Raw genomic sequence first — 20,517 nt, 5'->3', positions numbered from 1 at the left:
GGTCAATTCATGACGCTCGCCAAGGCACCCGACGGATCAGATCCGGGTGAGCTCACGCGCCTCGGCGCCCTTCCCGCTGGCACGACTCCGATGGCGGTTGTGGACGATCGACGACAGGAAGGCGGCGGTGATGAGACCGACCCCAATGAGGCCGGTGACGACCTCGGGGATCTCGACCTTGATGGTGCACAAGAGCATCACTGCCAAGGCACCGATGGCCCACTGGGCGCCATGCTCGAGGTAGACGTACTCGCTCAGCGTTCCCTGCCGTACCAGGAACACCGTCAGCGAACGGACGAACAGCGCGCCGATGCCCAGGCCAATCGCCATGATGATCGGGTCAGACGTGATCGCAAAGGCGCCGATGACACCGTCGAAGCTGAATGACGCGTCGAGGAGTTCCAGGTACAGGAAGGAGAAGAAGGCGGCCTTGCCGACCTTGGCGGCGAGTTGGCCGATGCCGCCGCGGTTGGCCGCCTGCTCGATCCGCTCCAGCCCACCGTGAATCCCGGGGAGATTCTGCACCTCATCGCTGTTCTCATCGGACTCGAACAGCTCTCCGAGGCCATTAACCAGGATGTACGTCACCATGCCCAGGATTCCGGAGACCAACACGGTGGCCGTCTTGCCGGGTGGAGCGAAGGCGTAGGCCACCACCGCGACCGCCACCATCGCCACGACGACCGAAAGTTGATCGAGCTTGCCGATGCGCGCGAGCGGGCGCTCCAGCCAGGACAGCCACCTGATGTCACGCTCTTCGAAGACGAAGTCCAGGAACAACATCAGCAGGAACACCCCACCGAAGGCGGCGATCGCGGGGTGCGCCTCGTGCAGCAGGTACCCGTAGGTTCCGGGAACCTGCGGGTCGCCCTTGGCCAGCGCAAGGTTGATGGCCTCTCCGGGGGACAGCTGCGCGGTGAGCCCGACGACGGCAAGCGGGAAGGCCATCCGCATGCCGATAACGGCGATCGCGATACCGAGGGTCAGGAAGAGCTTTTGCCAGAAGGGGCTCATCCTCTCCAGCACGGTAGCGTTCACGACAGCGTTGTCGAAGGACAGCGAGACCTCCAGGACGGCCAGGATGGCCGCGATCGCCAGCGCCGCAGGTCCGCCGTAGACCAGGGCTGCGGCGAGACCCACGGCGGTGAGAGCAAAGGAGCCCCCGAAGGTTTTCAACAACACGTCGCTTCCTTTATCTGTCTTTATCTGTCGGGTTCTTCAGGACGTGACGAAAGCTGCCGGACTAGAGGATCGCGGGGAAGGGCCGCATCCGATGCTCAGGCTGTCGCCGGATGCGGCGCACCGTCCGCAGGTTCACGCAGGAAAGCGCCGGACCGGGGATCAGCCGACGTTGACACCGAAGTCACGCGCGATGCCGGCCAGGCCGGAGACGTATCCTTGGCCGACCGCACGGAACTTCCAGTCGCCGCCGTGGCGGTAGAGTTCGCCGAAGATCATCGCGGTTTCGGTCGACGCATCCTCGGAGAGGTCGTAGCGTGCGAGTTCGGCGCCGTCGGCCTGGTTCAGGATGCGGATATAGGCGTTGCGCACCTGACCGAACGACTGGCCACGGCTGTCAGCGTCATAGATCGAGACGGTGATCACGACTCTGTCGGTCTCCGCCGACATGCCAGCAAGGTTGACCTTGATGGATTCGTCGTCTCCATCACCCTCACCGGTCAGGTTGTCGCCGGTGTGCTCCACGGAGCCATCGGGACTGACCAGGTTGTTGAAGAAGACGAAGTGTTCATCGGAAATAATCCTGCCGGCGGCGTTGAGCATCAGCGCGCTGGCATCCAAGTCGAAAGGTGCACCGCTTGTCGTTCGGGCATCCCAGCCCAGCCCTGCGGTCACCGCCGTCAGGCCTGGAGCCTGCTTGGTGAGCGAGACATTTCCACCCTTGCTGAGACTGACGCCCATGTAGATCTCCTATAACTGTTCTTTAGCTACGGCGGGACCCGCCGACATTTATAGCTATAGAGCATCGCGGTCAGGACTGACCGCCGGCTTCAAAGCCCTATGCTGGCCGACCCGACGAGAGGCATCTCTTGAGTCGCCAAGGAAGTACCGCCTACTGACTGTGTGATCCGACCGAACGCTGATTCATTCGGGCGAAAATGCCCAGCGTCAGGAGCCGACGTTCACGCCGAAATCGCGCGCAATGCCGGCCAGGCCCGAGGCGTATCCCTGGCCTACCGCTCGGAACTTCCACTCCGTACCGTGCCGATACAACTCGCCGAAGACCATCGCGGTCTCGGTCGACGCGTCCTCAGACAGGTCGTACCGTGCGATTTCCGCGTTGTCCGCCTGGTTTACGACTCGAATGTAGGCATTGCGAACCTGGCCGAACGTCTGACCGCTCGCGTCAGCGTTGTAGATCGACACGGGGAATACGATCTTGTCCACGTCGACCGAGAGGCCGGCCAGGCTCACTTTGATCTGCTCATCGTCACCAGCACCCTCTCCGGTGAGGTTGTCGCCAGTGTGCTCGATGGCACCGTCCGGACTTACCAGATTGTTGAAGAAGACGAAGTGCTTGTCGGAAATGGCCCTGCCGCCGACATCGCAGCCGATAGCGCTCGCGTCCAAGTCGAAAGCTTGCCCGTCCGTGGTTCGGGCATCCCAGCCCAAGCCGATGGTGACAGCGGTCAACCCGGGGGCCTGCTTGGTGAGCGAGATGTTTCCACCCTTGGTAAGGCTGACTCCCATAAAATCTTCCCCACTTTCTCTCCAGGCGCCCCGCCTGGATCGCTCCACCTCGTCACACCAGTGACGAGCCGGTCTGATGCTAACCCCCGCACACAAACAACTATTCACTTGCCGAGCCAACGCAGCATGCATGGCCGACCAGGCAATAGATTGACCCCTCATTGAACCATCTTCAGGCAAGGTGCGATTGACGTAGGGCCTCTCTACGGAGCCCCTATACAACCCGACCAACCAGCGCGCACGTTGGCAGCACTGATTCGTCAAAGCGGCATGACCGAACAGCACTTCCCCCGAGACTAAACAGCGAGTCAAGCCTTACGTGCATGCCGGAGAGAAAGGAGACAGGCAGCGCCCTGGTCACCCGCTCGGCATCGTCGGGTCAACATCTACACCAGGCCGCAGACATCATTTCACCCTCCCCTCAGCGGCTCTCGCACACTACCGCCCCCAGTCCCGTGGCCGGGACCTGCGGGGACCATCCGATCAGGCCATCGGCGCTAGCCTGTTTGCGCAGTCAATCACCCGCCGAACCCATATTGCCTCAGGCAATCATTCACTTGCTTTCGGCATTTGCCCTGGTCAGCGCCTCGCGTCAAGCAGGCGCCTGTTCTGCGACGGCAGTTCGCCTGCCGCGCAGTCCGAGTTGGACGTGTCGGGAACCCGACACCTACCAAGCGGCATCAACGATCGAAACGGCCGCCTTGCGGCATGTCTGGGTGCACGCCACAGGACGATCCCGGCGGAATCAAGTGCTCGGGATGTCGGGCGAGTTCTGCGGAGCACTTCTCGCCTGTCGACCTCGGACAAGCGCCGACCCACGAGTCCAACCCTTTTGGGCCGCTTACCGCCCCGACAGGTGGAGGGCCAACGGCCCGAGCGGCACGAAGATGTCACCCATCAGACCCTGCGCACCGTCGGCCGATTGCCGGGCCTCCACGATGGGCGGCTCTGGGCCGTCCGCTGGCCCGCGCAGTCGCGCCAGCCGCCCACCGACACTCAGAAGACCGGACAGCAGCTTCGGACGCTCGTGCGGATGGCCGCTCCGGCATGCCGGCGATGCCAGCTCATCTCGAAGGCTGTGCTCAGATCGCGACGAGGCAGTTGTCGGAGCTGCTGCTGCCCCCTCGGACGCTGACGATCCCGGCCGTACCGTCGCCGTAGAACCGGCAGAACACGCCGGCCGGGCGGCCACCGAACAGCAGCGGCCCGAGCACCGGGGCGACGTCCGCCTCGTGGGGTTCGTCGGCGCCGTCGGCGAGCAGCGCGACCCGGCAGGTCTGCGGCGCCACGAAGTCCTGCACGATGCTGGTGCCGTCCGCGACGGCCTCGGCGACGGCGGCCTCCCAGACCGTCTGGTCGACCTCCCGGCCGAGGACGACCTGCTTGCCGCTCTCCCCCAGCCCGGCCTTGAGCACCAGCCGGTCCCGGTTGTCCAGGACGTACGGGAGCAGGTCGACGTCCCGGCCGTCGCGGTGGGTCTTGCGGTCGGTCAGGATCCGCGTCCAGGGCAGGTAGCGGTTGACGAAATTCCGCTCGGCCGTGCTCATCCAGGGCCGTCCCTCCGACAGCAGGCCGAGGGTGAGCTTGCTGTGCATGAAGGTGGACGTCTGGGTGCCGACGAGCAGGCAGCCTCGGTCCAGCGCCGCCTGCACGGGGGTGAGGTCGAGCCCGACCTCCAGCCAGTCGGGGATGGTGAAGTTCCGCAGCCCGATCGGATAGCGCAGGTGCGGCGGGCAGTCCCACGCCTCGACCAGTTCCTCCGGCTCGAAGAACCGCGCGGTCAGGCCGTGGCTGTTGTAGTGGTCGGCCTCCACCTCGAAGTAGCGCCGCTCGGGGCCGATGACCCGGGCGCTGCCGACGATGGCCACCCGGGGTGCGACGCCCTGCTCGGCGGCGAGCGACCGGAACATCTCGGCGCGTACCGCGAACGGGCTCGGCGAGGCGAACGGTGTGCGGCCCTGCTCGTCGGCGTGCAGCTGGCGCCACACCTCCAGCCGGGAGTGCGTCTCCACCACGCCGCCGAGCGCGCCGCTGACGTTGAACTCCAGGAACTGCGGCCCGTCCGGCCCGATCACCACGTCGGGCCGTACCACGCTGTCCGGGTAGCGTTCCTCGACGTAGGGGTCGGCCAGGAAGAGCTGGTTCTCGCTGTCGGGCATCCGGTAGGCCGCGAGCCGCCCGTCCGTGGTGGGCGCGGTCTCCAGGGCGGTGCGGCGCACCAGGTCCAGCAGCCCCGCGGCCGCGCGGAACAGCTCGGCGTACGAGGCGCGCGGCACCGTGATCGGCGCCGCGGGGAGGAATTCCTGGTACGGCCAGCCGGTGTCCCGCAGTTCGTGGCGCAGCATCCGGCGGATCGTCTCGGCCGGTGCGGCCGGCGTCAGCCGGTGCGACCCGAACCACGGGTGCGGTCCGGTGCGGTCGGGGGTGGCCATTCTGGCGCTCCTCACGAAGTGGATCACAAAGCTAGCATCGGATAGGCGTGGACCGATTCCACGCGGGGATGGGAGTGGGTCGATGGCGCTGCGGCACGTCCAGGGCAACGAGTACCGCGAGGAGCACGGCGGGGACTACGAGGACTTCGAGCCCGGGATGGTGATCCGGCACTGGCCGGGTCGCACCATCTCCGAGACGGACAACACCTGGCTGACCCTGCTCACCATGAACCAGCACCCGCTGCACTTCGACGAGCACTACGGCCAGGGCAGCGAGTACGGCCGGGTGCTGGTCAACAGCGGGATCACGCTGTGCCTGGTGGGCGGCATGACCGTGCAGGCGTTGTCGGCGCGCGCGGTGGCGAACCTCGGCTGGGACAAGGTCCGCCTGCGCGAGCCGGTCTTCGTCGGGGACACCCTCTACGCCACCAGCCGGATCCTCGACAAGCGGCTGAGCCGGTCGCGGCCCGGGCAGGGCATCATCACCGTGGAGACCACGGGCGAGAAGTCCACCGGCGAGACGGTCATCGTCTTCGAACGCTCCTTCATGGTCCGCTGCCGCGGGGACGCCTGACCGCTACGTCACGGCCACCGCCGCCTCGTGCAGGGCCAGCGCGGCGGCGGTGTCCTCGATCGACATGCCGACCGTCCGCAGCACCGTGGTCCGCCCGTCGGCCCGGACCTCGCCGGTCAGCAGCGTGCCCAGCTCGTGCAGGTCGTCGACGGTGAGCACGCCGGCGGCCAGGGCGGCCCGGATCTCCCCCGCCCCGTCCAGCGCGGCGGTCCGGTCCTCCACCACGGCCAGGGCGTCCGCCAGGAGGGCGGGGTCCAGCTCGATGGCGTCCGGGTGGGTGCCGCCGATCGCGTTGACGTGCGCGCCCCGCGCCACCCAGTCCGCCTCGATCAGGGGCCGGTTGTCGCTGGTGGAGGTGGCCGTGCAGATGATCGCCGCGTCGGCGACGGCGGTCTTGACGCTGTCGCAGACGGTCGCCCGCGCCGGGTGGGTGTCGTCGATCCAGTCGGCGAACCGCTCGGCCCGTGCCCGGGTGCGGGAGAAGATCCGTACGGTGCGGATCGGGCGGACCGCGGCCATGGCGCGGACCAGGGCACGGGCCTGCACTCCGGCGCCGATCACGGCGAGGTCCTCGGCGTCGTCGGCGGTGCACCGGCGGGTCGCCACGGCAGCGACCGCGCCGGTCCGGACGGCGGTGAGTTCCGCGCCGTCCAGCAGGGCGGTGATCTGCCCGGTCTCCAGGTCGGTCAGCGCGACGATCCCGTGGATCAGCGGCAGGCCGCGTCCCGGGTTGTCGGGGGTGAGCGTGGTGATCTTCACGCTGCCCACCCCGCGCCGCTCCCAGACGGCGGGGCTGACCAGCAACACCCGTTCGTCGCCGTGCTCGATGACGGTGCGCGCCGGGGAGCGGGTCCGGCCGGCGGCGAGGTCCACGAACATCTCACCGAGGGTGTCGATGACCCGCACCATGCGCCGCGTACCGGCCATGTCGACGGCGGTGACCATCGCCGGCCCGGTCACCGGCCACCGCCGCTGAACCGGGCGGCCCAGGCGTCCTCGCGGGCCACCGTGTCGCGGGCCATCCGGGCGAACGGCGGGCCGACCATGTTGCCGTCCAGCACCGCGATCCCGCCGTCGGCGGCCCGTACGGCGTCGGTGATCCGGCGGGCCAGCCGCAGGTCGTCGGGGTGCGGACGCAACGCCCGGTTGATCACGTCGAGTTCGCCCGGGTGCACCGTCGCCTTCCCGTGGAAGCCGAGCGCCCGCACCCGGGCGGTCTCCTCGGTCAGCACCGCCGGTTCGGCGAGCCGGAAGTTGGCGGTGTCGATGCAGGCGGTGCCGTAGCGGGCGCAGGCCAGGGCCATCGCCTGCCGGGCGGCGAGCATCGCCTCCCAGGTGATCTCGACGCCGAGGGTGGCGGCCAGGTCGGCGGAGCCGAGCACCAGGCCGTCGGCCGCTCGGGCGATCGCGTCGATGCCGACGATCGCCTCGACGGTCTCCACCGTCACGTAGATCTCCGGCTGCGCTCCCGCCGAGGCGAGGATGCGGCGCAGCAGCTCGACCTCGTCGGCGGAGGTCACCATCGTCATCATCACGATGCCGGGCCGCGCCGGACACTCGGTGAGCAGCAGCAGGTCGTGCACGGCGGCGACGCTGCCCAGCTCGTTGATGCGGACCGCGACGTTCGCCGGTCGGGGCGCCTTCTCCAGCGCGTCCCGGCACACCTCGCGGGCCGCAGGCTTCTCCGCCGGCGGCACCGAGTCCTCCAGGTCGATCAGGTGCACGTCGGCGTCGTACGACCAGGCCTTGACGACCCGGTCCAGCGACAGCGCGGGCGTGTAGAGGATGCTGCGCGGGATCGCGCGTACCCCGGTCACGGCGCGACCGGCTCGGGCAGCGCGGCGGCCGGCCGCGCGCCCGCCTCGACGAGCACCGCGCAGAGCCGGCGGATCTGCTCCTCCGTCTGCCCGGCCCGCAGCATGACGCGCAGCCCGGCGGTGCCTCGGGCGACGATCGGGAAGAACACCGGCGAGGTGTAGAACCCGGCCGCGAAGACCCGCTGCGCCGCCTCGACCACCGTCTCGTCGGTCATCGGCACGACCCGGATCGGGTACGTGCTGCCGGACGCCTCGGTCGCCAGCAGCGAGTCGAAGAGCGCGATGTTGGACCGCAGCCGTCCCTGGAGCTGGACGAGTTCGTCGGTGCGGTGGATCTCCGCCGAGGCGAGCGCCGCACCCACGGCGGCGGCGTTCATTTTCTGCGAGTAGCCGAGCGGGCCGGCGAAGCGTTCGATGAGCCGCCGGGTGGCGAGGGGGTAGCCGTCGAGCAGGATGGCGGTGCCGCCGGCCCCGAAGCCCTTGCTGAGGGTGGCGACGGTGATGGTCCGCTCGTCCAGCACCGGCGAGTGGGAGCGGACGTACCCGATGCCCCGCTCGCCGTAGGCGGACAGCGAGTGCGAGTCGTCGTAGAAGACCAGCATGTTGTAGCGGTCCTGGAGCTCGGCCAACTCCTTGACGGGGGCGTACCCGCCGAGGCTGTCGGAGCCGTCGACGACGTAGCAGACCCGCTCGTAGGTGCGGCACATGTCCTCGAGGTAGTCGAGGTCGTGGTGGCGGCAGGTGACGACCTCGGACTCGTCGGCGCAGCTCGGCTTGGCGTTGGCCAGCGACACGTGGGCGTTCTTGTCGAACACCATCAGCGGCCGGGTGCCGTTGCCGAGGTGACCCGAGGCGATGATCGGCAACAGGCCGGTGCTGGCCGCCGCCGTGGAGATCGCGCTGATCACCATCGCGCCGAACAGCTCGCCCAGCGACTCCTCCAGCTCCAGCAGCACCGGCGTCTGCACCCGGGTACGCGGGATGCAGTGGTCGAGCACCCCGAAGCGGCGCAGCGCGTCCACCGCCCCGTCGATGACCTTCGGGTGGGTGTCCAGGTCCAGGTAGGAGCAGACGGTGAAGTTGACGAACTGGTGCCCCTCGGGCGTGGTCAGCACGCCGTCGGCGAGGTCACCGACGATGCCGGCGACCCCGTGTTCCTCCGACATGTTCCAGAAGGTGTTCCCGATGCCGATGAGCTTGTCGTTGTTGCGGTAGCGGTGCGTCGGGGTGATGGTCTTGCGCTCGCTCATCAGGAGTTCACCTCGGTGGGCTGGTAGCTGTAGACGCCCTTCACCCGCCGGTAGGCGTACGTGTAGAGGGCGACGCCGAGCACGTGCGGCCGGCGGAGGATCTTCTTCGACTTCAGCCAGAAGTTGACGTTGATGTTCATGTCGTCCAGCGACTCGGCCTGGTGCCACCAGCCCAGCGGCAGGTAGAGCATGTGACCGGGTTCGAGGACGAAGTCGCGGCGCTGGGCGAGCTTCGGTCCCACCCGGGGGAAACGGTCCAGGTCGACGTTGTCGAGGTCGAAGACCTGCGACTTGTCGCCGAAGCCCTGCCACACCGACCGGGGGTAGTAGTCCCGGGAGCCGGGCGGGGCGATGATGAACCGCTTGCGCCCCTCCAGGGCGATGTTGAAGTTCTCGAACTCGTCGAAGTGGTTCTTGGTGAACACGCCCCGGTGGCTGATCCACAGGTTGGCCGCGTACAGGGTGCTGCCGTAGCCGAAGAACTTCTCCGCGTCGAAGCCGATCACGGCGTTCACGTCGGCCGGGCTGTTGCGGATGTTCGACACGACCCGGTGCCAGGTGCCCGGCGTGTTCAGGTGCCGCTCGTCGGCGAAGAACTCGCGCAGTCGGATGTCCCGGGTCTCCCAGCGGCCCGGGTGGTTCTTGTCGCCCGGCTCGCTGAACAGGGTGACCGTCATGTCGGCCAGCCGCTCCGCGACGCCGTCCCGGCCGAGGCCCTGCACGGTGCTCGGCAACGAGATCACCACGGGCACGTCGGCCTTGAACAGGCCGCCGGGACCGACGGCCATGAACTCGTCGAACGTCATGCGGGCAACCGGCACGCCGGCGGCTGCGTCAACTCCCATGTCTCCTGTCCTCACTGCTGGATTCCGACTGGCTCGGTCGCCCGCTGCCGGGCGCTCAACTGCGCCACCACGTCCACGATCAGGTCCTCCTGGCCGGCGATGGCCTGCCGCCGGCCCAGCTCGAAGAACACGTCGCGCGGGTCGACGCCGGCGGGGGTGGACAGTTCCAGCACCCGGTGCTTGAACCCGGAGAACACCCCGGCCAGTCCACTGACGATGCTCATCGACCCGGTCACCGGCGGCGCGGGCATCAGTTCCCGCTCGGCGAGGTCGGCGGCGTCCAGCAGCGCGTACAGGTCGATGCCGGTGGCGAAGCCGCTGCGTTCCAGGACCGGCACCAGCACCTCGATCTTGGTGTTGCCGGCCCCGGCGCCGAAGCCGCGCGCGCAGCCGTCAATGATCGACGCGCCGGCCTGCGCCGCGGCCACCGAGTTGGCGACCGCCATGCCGAGGTTGTCGTGGCCGTGGAAGATCACCGGGGTGTCGACCGCCGCGACCATCACGGCGATCCGGGCGGTGACGTCCGGCGGCAGGAAGTGACCCGCCGAGTCCATGATCCCCACCGCCTGGGCGCCGTAGCCGACGGCCCGCGCCGCGTGCTCGGCCAGCTCCTCGGGGGACGCCATGTGGCTCATCATGAGGACGCAGTGCGCCTCGACGCCCGCGTCGCGCAGGACACCCAGGTGCCGCTCCGCCAGGGACGTCTCGGTGGCGTGCACCCCGATGCGGAACACGTCGGCGCCATGGCCGATCGCCCGGCGCAGGTCGTCCGAGGTGCCCCAGCCGGGCAGCATGAACACGCCCATCCGGCTGTGCCGCAGCGCCTCCCGTACCGTCGAGAGCATCTCGTCGTCGGTGACGGCGGCCCGGCCGACCTGCAGCGAGGAGGCGCCGAGGCCGTTGCCGTGACCGACCTCCACCACCGGGATCCGCGCCGCGTCCGCCGCCTCCGCGTAGCGGCGCAGCGCCGCCGCGCCGAGCTGGTGGCGGACGGCGTGCTGGCCGTCGCGCAGGGTCGGGTCGTGGATGAGGATGCTCCTCACCGGCTCACCACCTCCACCGGGGCGGACCGGTCCGATCGGGCCGCGTGCTGCTCGGCCACCATGACGGCGGCCGAGTTGATGATGTCGAGATTGCCCGCGTAGGCGGGCAGGACCTCGCTGTGCGCGGTCACCTGCAGCGCCACCGTCACCCGGTCGTCGACCACCGTGCAGGCGGTGACCGTGTAGCCGGGAGCGAACGAGCGGACCCGCTCGGCCGCGTCGTCGACCACCGCACGCACCGCCGCCGGGTCGGCGCCGGGGATCCGGGCGTGGACGGCCGTCCGGAAGGTCGCCGGCGGCACCGCCGGACTGATGTTGAGGATCGCCTTGACGTCGGAGACGCCGGAGAAGGCGGTGAGGGCGTGCCCGGTGGTCGCCACGTACTCGTCGAGGTTCAGTCGGGTCGCGCGGCCCGCGATGTCGCTGGCCACCGTCGACACGACCTCCAGGTACGCCACCGGGAAGCGGGTCGCGAGCGCGTGCACGACCGGCACGGACGCCTGTCCGCCGCAGCTGATCAGGTTGACGTTGCGGCCGGTCGCCGCCGTCACGCCGGTGACCGTGGGCACCACCATCTCCCCGACCCGGCTGGGGGTCAGGTCGACCACCAGCGTGCCGAGCGGCGCCAGCAGCGGCCAGTGCGCCAGGTGGGACGCCGCGCTGGTGGCGTCGAAGACCACGTCGAACGGGTGCTCCGCGGCCACGACGGCGTCGATGCCGGCGGCGGTGGTGGGGTAACCGAGCTGCTCGGCGTAGCGCAGACCGGCCGAGTCGGGGTTGCGGCCGGCCACCAGCCGGCACTCCAGCAGCCCTGATCGGTGGATCTTGCTGATCAGGTCCCGGCCGATCGCCCCGGTGCCGATGACGGCGACGGTGGCGGGCCGGGCACCGTCCGGCCCGGCGCCGGTCGCGCCGCTCACCGCAGCCGGATCAAGGGTTCTCATGTACGTCGTTCCTCACCTTCGCCGTGCGTGCGTGACGGTGGACCGGGCGGGCCGGTGCCGGCGTCCGGGCACGCGAGGACGGGCCGAGCGTCATCGCCAGGACCTGTCCCGCCACGCCGCGCCCCGGCCGCGATTGCCGGGTGCACCGCTTCGACCGTCGCTGTCGGTGGACCCGCGACTCACGTTCGGGTCACCACCGGAAACGGGTCCCGTTCGGACCCGTACCCGCACACATGATTACAAGAAATTCGGACCGTCAGCCTGGCCTGAGAAGTATCGAGGCGGTAATCGAAAGCGCTCCTGATGATGCACGTACGACTATGCAGGCGTTGCCATTTGCATTGACGCAACCGCCTGCGCCATCGAAGGTACCAGATGCCGGTGTGACAGGGACCGTCCAGATCGGTCACTCTCCTGACAGTCCTCCCCGGAGGGTGTCAGCAGGCCGACTCCATCGCCGGTGCGTCCCGTTTTGCCTGCCCTGACAGGCTTTTCGGCTTACCGCGACCGGTCAGGCTTCCCGGTCGGAGCCGGCCGCCGGAGCCCTCGCCAGCTGCCGCCCATCGACGTACGGGTCCGCGTCCGGCGGGCCGGTGGTGGGCGGTGGACAACCCGGGCACCATTTCGACTATCCTCGGCAGGCTCGCGTGTCCGACCCCGCGCCTCTTTCCGCAGAAGCGGTTCCGGTCGACTGCGGAAGGCGGCGGGAACAGCGCGGAGAAAAGGGGACGCAATGGATTGTCGGCACCGCGACGGTCCGCTTTCCGGCAGGCGTACACCGGTGGGTGGAACCGGCGGCGGCCGGGCCGAACCGGTGCCGGCGGTCGCCGTCGGCGCGGCGGTCGACCCGGCCGGAGGCCGGCGGCGGTCGCGCCGCCGGGAGACGCCGTGAGCACGACGGCGTCCGCCGCGCCGCCGCAGGGCCGGCACCGGATGCTCAGCCGCGACTTCTCCCGACTCTGGACGGCCGCCGCCGTCTCCGCCGTCGGCGACGGCGTCACCATCGCCGCCGCTCCCCTGCTGGCCGCCCAGCTGACCGACGACCCACGGCTGATCGGCGGCGCCTCGGTCGCCTTCACCGCGCCGTTCGTGCTCTTCGGCATCCCCGCCGGACTGCTCGTCGACCGCCTCGACATCCGGGCCGCGATGGTCCGGGTCGACGTCACCCGGGCCGCTCTGCTCGCGCTGCTCGCCGCCGGGATCGCCGGCGGCTGGGGTGGCCTGCCGCTGCTCTACACCTGCCTGTTCCTGCTCGGCGTCGGCGAGGTCTTCTTCCGCAACGCCGCCCAGGTGCTCGTCCCGTTCATCACCCCGGAGTCCGGCCTCGCCACCGCCAACGCCCGGGTGATGGCCGCCCAGGAGGCCGGCAGCGGCTTCCTCGGCCCCCTCGTCGGCGCGTTGCTGTTCGGCGTCGCGGTCGCGCTGCCGTTCGGGGTGGACGCAGCCACCTTCGCCTGCTCCGCGCTGCTCGTCGCCCGGATCCGCGGCAGCCGACCACCCGCCGCCCGACCGGCGGCCGGCGGGATGCTGCCGGAACTGCTGGCCGGCGCGCGCTGGCTCTGGCGGCACCACCTGCTGCGCAGCCTCGCCCTGCTCTCCTGCGTGATCAACATCGCCGGGAACGCGATGCTCGCCGTTCTCGTGGTGCACAGCAAGCAGGTGCTGCACCTGAGCCCGTTCGGCTACGGCGTGATGCTCTCCTGCCAGGCCGCCGGAGCCGTCCTCGCCTCCCGGTTCGCCCCCGCCCTGACCGGCCGGCTGGGCCGGGAGGGCGCGCTGGTAGCCACCGCCGCGCTGATCGCCACCAGCGAGGCCGTGCTCGCCGCCGTGCCGTCGCCGTACGCGGCGGGCGCCGCCCTCGCGCTCTTCGCCTGCGGGACGGTGACCTGGAACGTCGTCGTGGTCGTGCTCCGGCAGACCCTGGTGCCCCGGCACCTGCTCGGTCGGGCCAACAGCGTCTACCGACTGATCGCCTGGGGCGGCCTGCCCGTCGGCGCGGCGGCCGGCGGTCTGCTCGCCGCCGGGACCGGCACCCCCGCCGTCTTCGCGGCGGGCGCCGCCGTCATGGCGGTCATCGCGGTCGCCCTGCTGCGCGGCGCTCGCCGGCAGTGGATCACCCGCGCCACCGCAGCCGACCAGCCTCAAGGAGAGGACGACCGATGAGGACCGCCCCCCGCCAGCTGCGCCGCTCACCGCTGGGTCGGGCGTACGCCGAGCACCTCGCCGCCGGCCCGGCGGGCGACCCGACGGCCGCCGCCCGCGACTCCGCCGCGCTCACCCTCGCCTACCGGGACCGGTTCCTGCCCGGTCCCGTCTTCCTGACCGACGCCGAACGGCACACCGTCGCGCGGGACCTGCACACCGTCCACGACCTGCTGCGCTCCCTGCCGGACCGGGTGTACGGCGGCAGCCGCGCCGCCCTCGCCGAGGCCGTCGGCCTCAACCCGCACCAGACGGCGCTGATCACCCGCAGCGCCCGCACCGGCGCGCTGCTCCCCCTCGGACGCGCCGACCTCTACCACGACGGCACCGCGTTCCAGCTGCTGGAATTCAACATCACCAGCGCGCTCGGCGGCTTCGAGAACGCCGACCTCAACGTCGCGATGCTGGCGTACCCGCCGCTGCGGGAGTTCGTGGTGCGGCACCGGCTGCGCTACCGGGACACCCTCGGCTGCATGGTGCGGACCATGTCCGCCGAGTGCGCCGCCGTGCTCCCCGCCGACCGACCGCCCGTGGTCGCCGTGGTGGACACCGAGGAGAACTTCTCGATCGTGGGACCCCGGCTGCGGGTGCTCGCCGACAAGCTCGCCGACCACGGGCTCGACGGGATCGCCTGCCACCTCGGCCAGTTCAGCTATCCCGGGGGCCGGCCGACCGTGGCGGGCCGGCCCGTCGACGTGGTCTTCCGCTATTTCCTGGTCGAGGACCTCACCGACCCGGCCGCGACGGCCCCGCTGGAGCCGCTGCTGGCCGCCGCCGAACAGGGCCGGGTCGGCCTGTTCAGCCGCCTCGACGCCGAGCTCTACGGCAACAAGGGCACCCTCGCCATGCTCTCCGACGACCGGCACCGCGACCTGTTCGACGCCGACGAGCGGGCCTGCGTCGAGCGGATCCTGCCCTGGACCCGGTACGTGCGCGCGCGCGGCACCGATCCCGACGGCTCCGACGTGGATCTACCCGCGTACGCCCGGGCCCGGCAGGCCGAGCTGATCCTGAAGCCGACCCTGCTGCACGGCGGCAGCGGGATCGTCGCCGGCTGGGCGGTCGACGCGGCCGAGTGGACGGCCCGGGTCGCCTCGGCGGTCGACGGCCCGTACGTGCTGCAACGGCGGGTCCGGCCGGCCGCCGAGCCGTTCCCCGACGGCCCTCGTTATCTCAACTGGGGCATCTACCTGGCCGACCCCGACGCGGTCGGCGAGGACGGGTACGCCGGCTGCTTCGTCCGCGCCAGCACCGACCCGGCGGTCGGGGTGGTCAGCATGGCCGGCGGCGCGCAGGTCGGCTGCGCCTTCCACGGCTGACCACGGCCCCTGCCGGGGCCGCTGTGCGAGGTAACCTCGCCCGGTGCTGCGACTTCGCTGGCCCGACCTGCGCAACGCACGCGACCTCGGGGAGATCCCGACCGTCGATGGGGGACGGATCCGCGAGCGTGCCCTGATCCGCACCGACAACCACAGCCGACTCGACCCGGCCGGCCTGGCCGCCATCGGGGCCTACGGCGTGACCCGCGTCATCGACCTGCGATGGGAGTGGGAAGCGTCGAAGTATCCGAGCCCGCTGGCCGACGACGAGCGCTACCGGCTCGTTCCGGCGTGCTTCGACCTCACCGGGGACGAGGAGATCCCGAAGGACAGCTATCGGCTCATGGCGGACGCCAGCCGGGACCGCCTGGCCGCCGCGTTGACCGCGATCGCGGAGGCTCCGCCCGGCGGCGTCGTCCTGCACTGCCACGCCGGCCGTGATCGCACCGGGCTGGTGGTGGCGCTCGCGCTGCATGTCGCCGGTGCCACGACGGCGTCGATCGCCGCGGACTACGCGCTCACCGACAACTCGCCACCAGCGATGATCGTCAACACGTTCGCCCATCTGGAGGCACGCTACGGCGGCGTCACCGACTACCTGGTCGGCTCCGGCGTACGGCCCGCGCACCTGGCCGCGATCCGCACTCGGCTGACCTGAGCCGGATCTCGTGCCGCAAGCCATGCCCGGGGCTGTTCAGCCCCGTGCGGCTGCCCTCCTCGTCGGATGCCACGGGACATCGAGGTGATCAAGAATGTCGCTCATGACTGTTCCTCGATCGACCGGCAGGCCGATGCGGCAGCCGGCCCGGATCTGGCTCGTCGTCACAGGGTCGATCGCCGCCGGCGGCATACTGTCCGGGATCCTGCTGCTCCTGGCTCCCGCAGGAAGCCTTGGCGAAGGCTTCGCGCCGGGTGAGCCGGTGACCGTGCAGTTGCAGCCTTCGTCGCCGCAGATGGTGTGGGCGAAGGAAGGGCCGGACGGTTTTCCACAGGTGCAGTGCGAGCCGGAGAGCCAGGACGTGCTCGCCTCGATGACCCAGGAAGCCCCACTGTTCGACGTGTATGAACTCACGGTCGACGGCGAGCGATGGCGAGGGGTCCTGGCTCTTACGGCAAGTCCCGCGGACACCTACCAGCTTGCCTGCCAGGCTGCCGGCACGTCCACGTCACCGCTGTCCATCGGGGACGCCCCATGGTCCTACGGTTTCCGACACAGCGGCCTCTTCCGGATGGCGACCCTCGGCACTCCAGTGTCCGACACCGCAATTGCTTCGGTGCTGTTGGTCCTCGGCACCGTTGTCGGCATGCTCACCGCGGTCACGGTTGCCCGTCGACGGCGGACGATCGACCGGCCGAGCACGCCCCTACCGTCGTCGCAGTCCTGAGCGCCCGCGCTCGTACTCCCCCCAGGTCGGGTGCGCCTTCCACGGCTGACCCCGACGCCCGGACAGCGGATCACGGAGAGGCCGCCGGATCGCGCCTTCGACCGGCGTGGCCGCACCACCACAACCGACGCGCTGAGGGAGCACGGGACATGACCATCATCGACAAGGTCGCGTGGATCCACCTCGAGGGCGGCGCGATCCTCAGCTCCCGGGCACGCGGCAAGGACGTCTACTACCTACCCGGCGGCAAGCGGGAACCCGGCGAAGGCGACCTCGACACCCTCGTCCGCGAAATCCGGGAAGAACTCAGCGTGACCATCGCCCCCCCGACACCGCCGAGCACCTAGGCACCGTCCACGCCCAGGCCCACGGTCATCCAGACGGAATGATCGTCCGGATGACCTGCTACACCGCCGCCTACCAGGGCGTCCTGCAGCCTGACAACGAGATCGAGGAGATCGTCTGGCTCACCCTGTTCGACAGTGCTGCCCAGACCGCCTCACCGCAGGGCGTGGTGTCGCTCGTGACGCCTCCCGGTCGATGAGGGATGCCGTCAGCTCCAGCCGGACGAAGTCCCGGACAAGCCTCTGACCAGTCCAGACAGCGCTACGCCTGTCCGGGACAGCAGGAACCAGTTGCCGGACATGGCTGACCCGCCGAGCCTCGATTCGGAGCCAACACACGTCCCGGAAAGGGGAATGATGAAAACGGCGCGGCGGAGACTCTCGATGGTCCTGGCGGGGTTGACCCTCGCGGGTGGTGCCACGGTAACGACGGCATCGCCCGCAATGGCAGGGCAGGACGCTCTCGCTCGGGTGTACGTGGATGGGAAAATCGCAGCCGAAGGCAAATTCATCTCGTACGGCGACTCGTTCCAACTGACGAAGCGTTCGTCATATGGCGGCCGCCCCTACCTGGAATACAAGTACATCCGCATCGACGGCACGGTGCAGGAGGGAACGCACTGGGGGCTGTCCGACGTCGGGAAGCCTGTCTCGTGGGACCACAATTTCGGCGAGGGACGCGCGGTGGCGTTCCGGGTCTGCGTGCAGGTCACCTACGGATGGGACCCATGCAGCGACGACGACGGCCAGTGGACGGTTGGCTACGCGTAAGGACCCTGTCGGCCTGAGCCGGCGAAGAGACCGACAGGCTGCCTGAACGACGCCAGGGCTCCGGAGGTGGACGACCACCTCCGGAGCCCGACGTCAAGCGTCGAACGCCGGACTGGGTTCTTGACCATCGTGTGCCCTCCGGCGGCCCGGCCCCCGAACCCGGGGTCAGGCGTCCACGTCGGACCACACCCGGTCGAACCACGCCTCCACGTCGGCGACGGTACGCGGCATCGCCGCCGACAGGTTCTCGTGACCGTCCTGCGTGACCAGCACGTTGTCCTCGATCCGGACGCCGATGCCGCGGAACTCCGCCGGCGCCAGCAGGTCGTCCGCCTTGAAGTAGAGACCCGGCTCGACGGTGAGGATCATGCCGGGCTTCAGCTCACCGTCCATGTAGTCTTGGCGCAGCAGCATCTGGCAGTCGTGCACGTCCATGCCCAGGTGGTGGGAGGTGCCGTGGACCATCCACCGCCGGTGCCAGCCGCCACGCTCGCGGTCGAGCGTCTGCTCGAGGGTCACCCCGTCCGGCAGCAGCCCCCACTCGTGCAGCCGGGCGGCGATCACCTGGTTGGCGGCGGCGTGGATGTCGCTGAACTTGTTGCCCGGCTTCACCGCGGCCAAGCCGGCCTCCTGCGCCTCCAGGACCGCCTCGTAGATCTTCCGCTGCACATCGGTGAAGCGGCCGGTCACCGGGAGGGTCCGGGTGATGTCGGCGGTGTACAGGGAGTCCACCTCGACACCGGCGTCGACCAGGATCAGGTCACCCTCGCGGACCGGGCCGGTGTTCTTCGTCCAGTGGATCGTGTTGGCGTGGTCGCCGGACGCGCAGATCGACTCGTACCCGACGCCGTTGCCGTCGTGCCGGGCGTACAGGCCGAACAGACCCTCGACCCAGCGCTCGCCGCGTCCCTTGCGGACCGCCTCGGGCAGGCCGGCGATGATCGCGTCGAACCCCCGGTGGGTGGCGGCGATCGCCCGCCGCATCTCGCCGATCTCCCACTCGTCCTTGATGATCCGCATGCCCGACAGGTGCCGGGCGAACTCCTCGTCCGGGTCGTCCTGCTCCGTCGAGGCGTCCTCGGCCTGCGTCCGGTTCCGGTCGACGAGCGCGGTGACCTGCGCGTCGGCCGCGCGGACGACCCGGGCCGGCACGCTGCCGGCGTCCTTGGCCAGCACGTCGGGGAGCGTGTCGATGTGCCGGGCCGTGATGCCGAGCTGCTGCTCGAGCTCGTGCACGGTGGGGCGCGGCCCGACCCAGAACTCACCGAAGCGGGAGTCGGCGAAGAACTCCTCGCTGTCGCGCGGCGCGAGCGGCCGGAAGAACAGCAGCGCCTCGTGGCGGCCGTCGGACGTCGGGTCGAGCACCAGGACGCTGTCGGGCTCGCTGTGCGCGCCGAGACCGGTCAGGTAGGCGAAGGCGGTGTGCGGCCGGAACGTGTAGTCCGTGTCGTTGCTGCGGACCTTGAGTCCGCCGGCGGGGACGACGAGGCGCTCGCCGGGGAACTGCCGTGACAAGGCCGCCCGGCGGCGGGCCGCGTGGTCGGCGACCTCCGCGCGCGGGACAGGTGCCGCCTCCGGCTCGGCCCAGCCGGAGGCGATGAAGGCGCGAAATTCTTCGCTCGTCGGGGTGTTGCGGTGGCTGGCTTTCACCTGCTCGTCGCTTGTCATGGTCGATATCCTGCCACGCGCCGGAGAGTGCCGGCAAAGCTGCGCGGGCGGGCCGACCGGGCCGTCGGGGCGGCTTTTCACGAGTCGCGCCGACCGGCCCGACGGTGCGACCCGACGGCGGACCGGCGAGCCCGTGACGGACCGGCGCGACGGACCCCGTCGGTGCGCGGCCTCGGGACAATGCCCCGCACCGGGTCGCCGCCGGGCCTACAGTGTGGGGATGTGGGAGTCCGTTGCCGGGCCGGTGGTGGGCCTGCTGGCCGCCGTGGTGGGCGCGGCCCCCGCCCCCACGCCCACCGTCACCGGGGCAACGGTCGACGCGGCTCCCGTGCTGACCTCGACGCCGTTCGGCGCGCTGCCCGGCCAGCGGGTCACCCACACGGTGACGATCGCCGGCAACGGCACCCTCACCGGCGCCCGGGTCACCTTCACCACCACGGCCGACCTCGACGGGGTCAGCGCCCGCGTCACGCCGGGGCGGTGTGCCGTCTCCCCGCGGACGGTCGTCTGCGAACTGGGTGACCTGCGGCTCGGTGGCGCACAGGGGCCGCCCCGGATCACCGTCACCGGGCTGGTCCGGCCGGGATCCCCGCCCGGCACGCTGGTCCGCAACCGGGTCACGGTCACCTCGGTGGAGACGACGGCGGGCAGCGCCCTGGTCGCCAGCAACGCATATCTGCTGCCCGGGGCGACGACGGCGCCCGCCGATCCGCCGTTGGCGTCGTCGGCCGCCGCCACGCGGACCTCGCCGACCGGCCGGTCCGGGTGGTTGCCGGCCGGCGCAGCGGTCGTGCTGGGCGGCGCGCTGGGGGCGATCGCCCTGCTGGCACGGCGGCGACGCCGCTCCGAGCCGCCGGGACCGCAGCGGTGACGCTCCCGGTGGGTCCGGGTCAGCGGGTACGCGCCGGCCAGTGATCGCGGTCGGGAGCGCGCCCACGGGCGACACCGCCATCGACCGGCAAAAAATTTCCGACGTGTTTCGCCGATGCGACACCCTCCCTAGTGGATCATGGCATCGATCATCTTCCCTGCTGAAGAGCCGGAAGGCGTAGCGCGGAGCGCCCGGGTGACAGCTTCGAGAGAGCGCTCTCTCTCGTCATCAGCCATTGACGTGCCGGTAACCGAAACCTAACCTCGCACCTCAAGAGAGCGCTCTCTCGACGCTCCTCGATCCGCACCCCACCTACCCCGATCCCTGACAGTGAAGGGGAACC

At 70.2% G+C, this 20,517-nt stretch carries 18 protein-coding genes and 1 pseudogene; 8 read left to right on the top strand and 11 right to left on the bottom strand.

Annotation, left to right across the window (positions count from 1 at the left end; translation table 11 throughout):
• Positions 1-36: 36 nt before the first annotated feature.
• The 4 genes from MRQ36_RS27100 to MRQ36_RS27085 form a co-directional block, all read right to left on the bottom strand.
• Positions 37-1,182 (bottom strand): DUF475 domain-containing protein, encoded by a 1,146-nt coding sequence (locus tag MRQ36_RS27100; RefSeq protein WP_242799566.1) that lies wholly within the window; start codon positions 1,180-1,182, stop codon positions 37-39.
• 159 nt (positions 1,183-1,341) lie between these two features.
• Positions 1,342-1,920 carry a TerD family protein gene (locus tag MRQ36_RS27095; RefSeq protein ID WP_242799564.1) on the bottom strand — a complete coding sequence of 193 codons (579 nt, stop codon included), beginning with the start codon at positions 1,918-1,920 and terminating at the stop codon, positions 1,342-1,344.
• Between the two features lie 207 nt (positions 1,921-2,127).
• Positions 2,128-2,709, bottom strand: coding sequence for a TerD family protein (locus tag MRQ36_RS27090; protein WP_242799563.1), 582 nt, complete (start codon positions 2,707-2,709; stop codon positions 2,128-2,130).
• 1,082 nt (positions 2,710-3,791) lie between these two features.
• The gene (locus MRQ36_RS27085) at positions 3,792-5,141 is read right to left on the bottom strand and encodes a hypothetical protein (protein ID WP_242799561.1); all 1,350 of its coding nucleotides are present in this window, start codon (positions 5,139-5,141) and stop codon (positions 3,792-3,794) included.
• 82 nt (positions 5,142-5,223) lie between these two features.
• Here MRQ36_RS27085 and MRQ36_RS27080 point away from each other — a divergent pair, with 82 nt between their 5' ends.
• A complete protein-coding gene (locus tag MRQ36_RS27080) occupies positions 5,224-5,715 on the top strand; it encodes a MaoC family dehydratase (protein ID WP_242799560.1) in 492 nt (163 codons plus the stop codon).
• Positions 5,716-5,718: 3 nt separating this feature from the next.
• On the opposite strand, the gene MRQ36_RS27075 is transcribed toward MRQ36_RS27080, so the two are convergent.
• The 6 genes from MRQ36_RS27075 to MRQ36_RS27050 are packed head-to-tail and all read right to left on the bottom strand — an operon-like array spanning position 5,719 to position 11,614.
• Positions 5,719-6,675 carry an ornithine cyclodeaminase family protein gene (locus MRQ36_RS27075; RefSeq protein WP_242799559.1) on the bottom strand — a complete coding sequence of 319 codons (957 nt, stop codon included), beginning with the start codon at positions 6,673-6,675 and terminating at the stop codon, positions 5,719-5,721.
• Positions 6,672-7,532, bottom strand: coding sequence for a CoA ester lyase (locus MRQ36_RS27070; protein WP_242799557.1), 861 nt, complete (start codon positions 7,530-7,532; stop codon positions 6,672-6,674). The genes MRQ36_RS27075 and MRQ36_RS27070 overlap by 4 nt, the downstream gene beginning before the upstream one ends.
• Positions 7,529-8,782, bottom strand: a complete 1,254-nt coding sequence (locus MRQ36_RS27065) for an aminotransferase class I/II-fold pyridoxal phosphate-dependent enzyme (protein WP_242799556.1) — start codon at positions 8,780-8,782, stop codon at positions 7,529-7,531. Before MRQ36_RS27065 ends, MRQ36_RS27070 begins: the two co-directional genes overlap by 4 nt.
• Positions 8,782-9,588, bottom strand: coding sequence for a cupin-like domain-containing protein (locus MRQ36_RS27060; protein WP_242801415.1), 807 nt, complete (start codon positions 9,586-9,588; stop codon positions 8,782-8,784). The genes MRQ36_RS27065 and MRQ36_RS27060 overlap by 1 nt, the downstream gene beginning before the upstream one ends.
• 50 nt (positions 9,589-9,638) lie before the next feature.
• On the bottom strand, positions 9,639-10,670 hold the full coding sequence (gene dmpG, locus MRQ36_RS27055) for a 4-hydroxy-2-oxovalerate aldolase (RefSeq protein ID WP_242799554.1): 1,032 nt from the start codon (positions 10,668-10,670) through the stop codon (positions 9,639-9,641).
• Positions 10,667-11,614 (bottom strand): acetaldehyde dehydrogenase (acetylating), encoded by a 948-nt coding sequence (locus MRQ36_RS27050; protein WP_242799552.1) that lies wholly within the window; start codon positions 11,612-11,614, stop codon positions 10,667-10,669. The genes dmpG and MRQ36_RS27050 overlap by 4 nt, the downstream gene beginning before the upstream one ends.
• Positions 11,615-12,502: 888 nt before the next feature.
• On the opposite strand from MRQ36_RS27050, the gene MRQ36_RS27045 reads away from it, so the two are divergent.
• The 6 genes and pseudogenes from MRQ36_RS27045 (at position 12,503) to MRQ36_RS27020 (ending at position 17,635) form a co-directional block, all read left to right on the top strand.
• A complete protein-coding gene (locus MRQ36_RS27045; RefSeq protein WP_242799551.1) occupies positions 12,503-13,777 on the top strand; it encodes an MFS transporter in 1,275 nt (424 codons plus the stop codon).
• Positions 13,774-15,135 (top strand): hypothetical protein, encoded by a 1,362-nt coding sequence (locus MRQ36_RS27040; RefSeq protein ID WP_242799550.1) that lies wholly within the window; start codon positions 13,774-13,776, stop codon positions 15,133-15,135. The genes MRQ36_RS27045 and MRQ36_RS27040 overlap by 4 nt, the downstream gene beginning before the upstream one ends.
• A gap of 43 nt (positions 15,136-15,178) precedes the next feature.
• Positions 15,179-15,793, top strand: coding sequence for a tyrosine-protein phosphatase (locus MRQ36_RS27035; RefSeq protein WP_242799549.1), 615 nt, complete (start codon positions 15,179-15,181; stop codon positions 15,791-15,793).
• Positions 15,794-15,887: 94 nt separating this feature from the next.
• Positions 15,888-16,520, top strand: a complete 633-nt coding sequence (locus MRQ36_RS27030) for a hypothetical protein (RefSeq protein ID WP_242799547.1) — start codon at positions 15,888-15,890, stop codon at positions 16,518-16,520.
• Between the two features lie 149 nt (positions 16,521-16,669).
• Positions 16,670-17,064, top strand: a pseudogene (locus MRQ36_RS27025) (NUDIX domain-containing protein).
• Between the two features lie 184 nt (positions 17,065-17,248).
• Complete coding sequence (locus MRQ36_RS27020; protein ID WP_242799546.1) at positions 17,249-17,635, top strand: hypothetical protein; 387 nt, start codon at positions 17,249-17,251, stop codon at positions 17,633-17,635.
• Positions 17,636-17,800: 165 nt separating this feature from the next.
• Here the strand turns inward: MRQ36_RS27020 and MRQ36_RS27015 are convergent, their stop codons facing one another.
• Entirely contained in the window at positions 17,801-19,303 is a 1,503-nt protein-coding gene (locus tag MRQ36_RS27015) for an aminopeptidase P family protein (RefSeq protein ID WP_242799544.1), read from the bottom strand.
• 220 nt (positions 19,304-19,523) lie between these two features.
• Here MRQ36_RS27015 and MRQ36_RS27010 point away from each other — a divergent pair, with 220 nt between their 5' ends.
• The gene (locus tag MRQ36_RS27010) at positions 19,524-20,174 is read left to right on the top strand and encodes a hypothetical protein (RefSeq protein WP_242799543.1); all 651 of its coding nucleotides are present in this window, start codon (positions 19,524-19,526) and stop codon (positions 20,172-20,174) included.
• Positions 20,175-20,517 lie beyond the last annotated feature (343 nt).

The organism is Micromonospora sp. R77 (genome assembly GCF_022747945.1).
Lineage (GTDB): Bacteria > Actinomycetota > Actinomycetes > Mycobacteriales > Micromonosporaceae > Micromonospora.
Note: the sequence above shows the minus strand (reverse complement) of the source record. Positions and strands in the feature narration are given on the sequence as shown.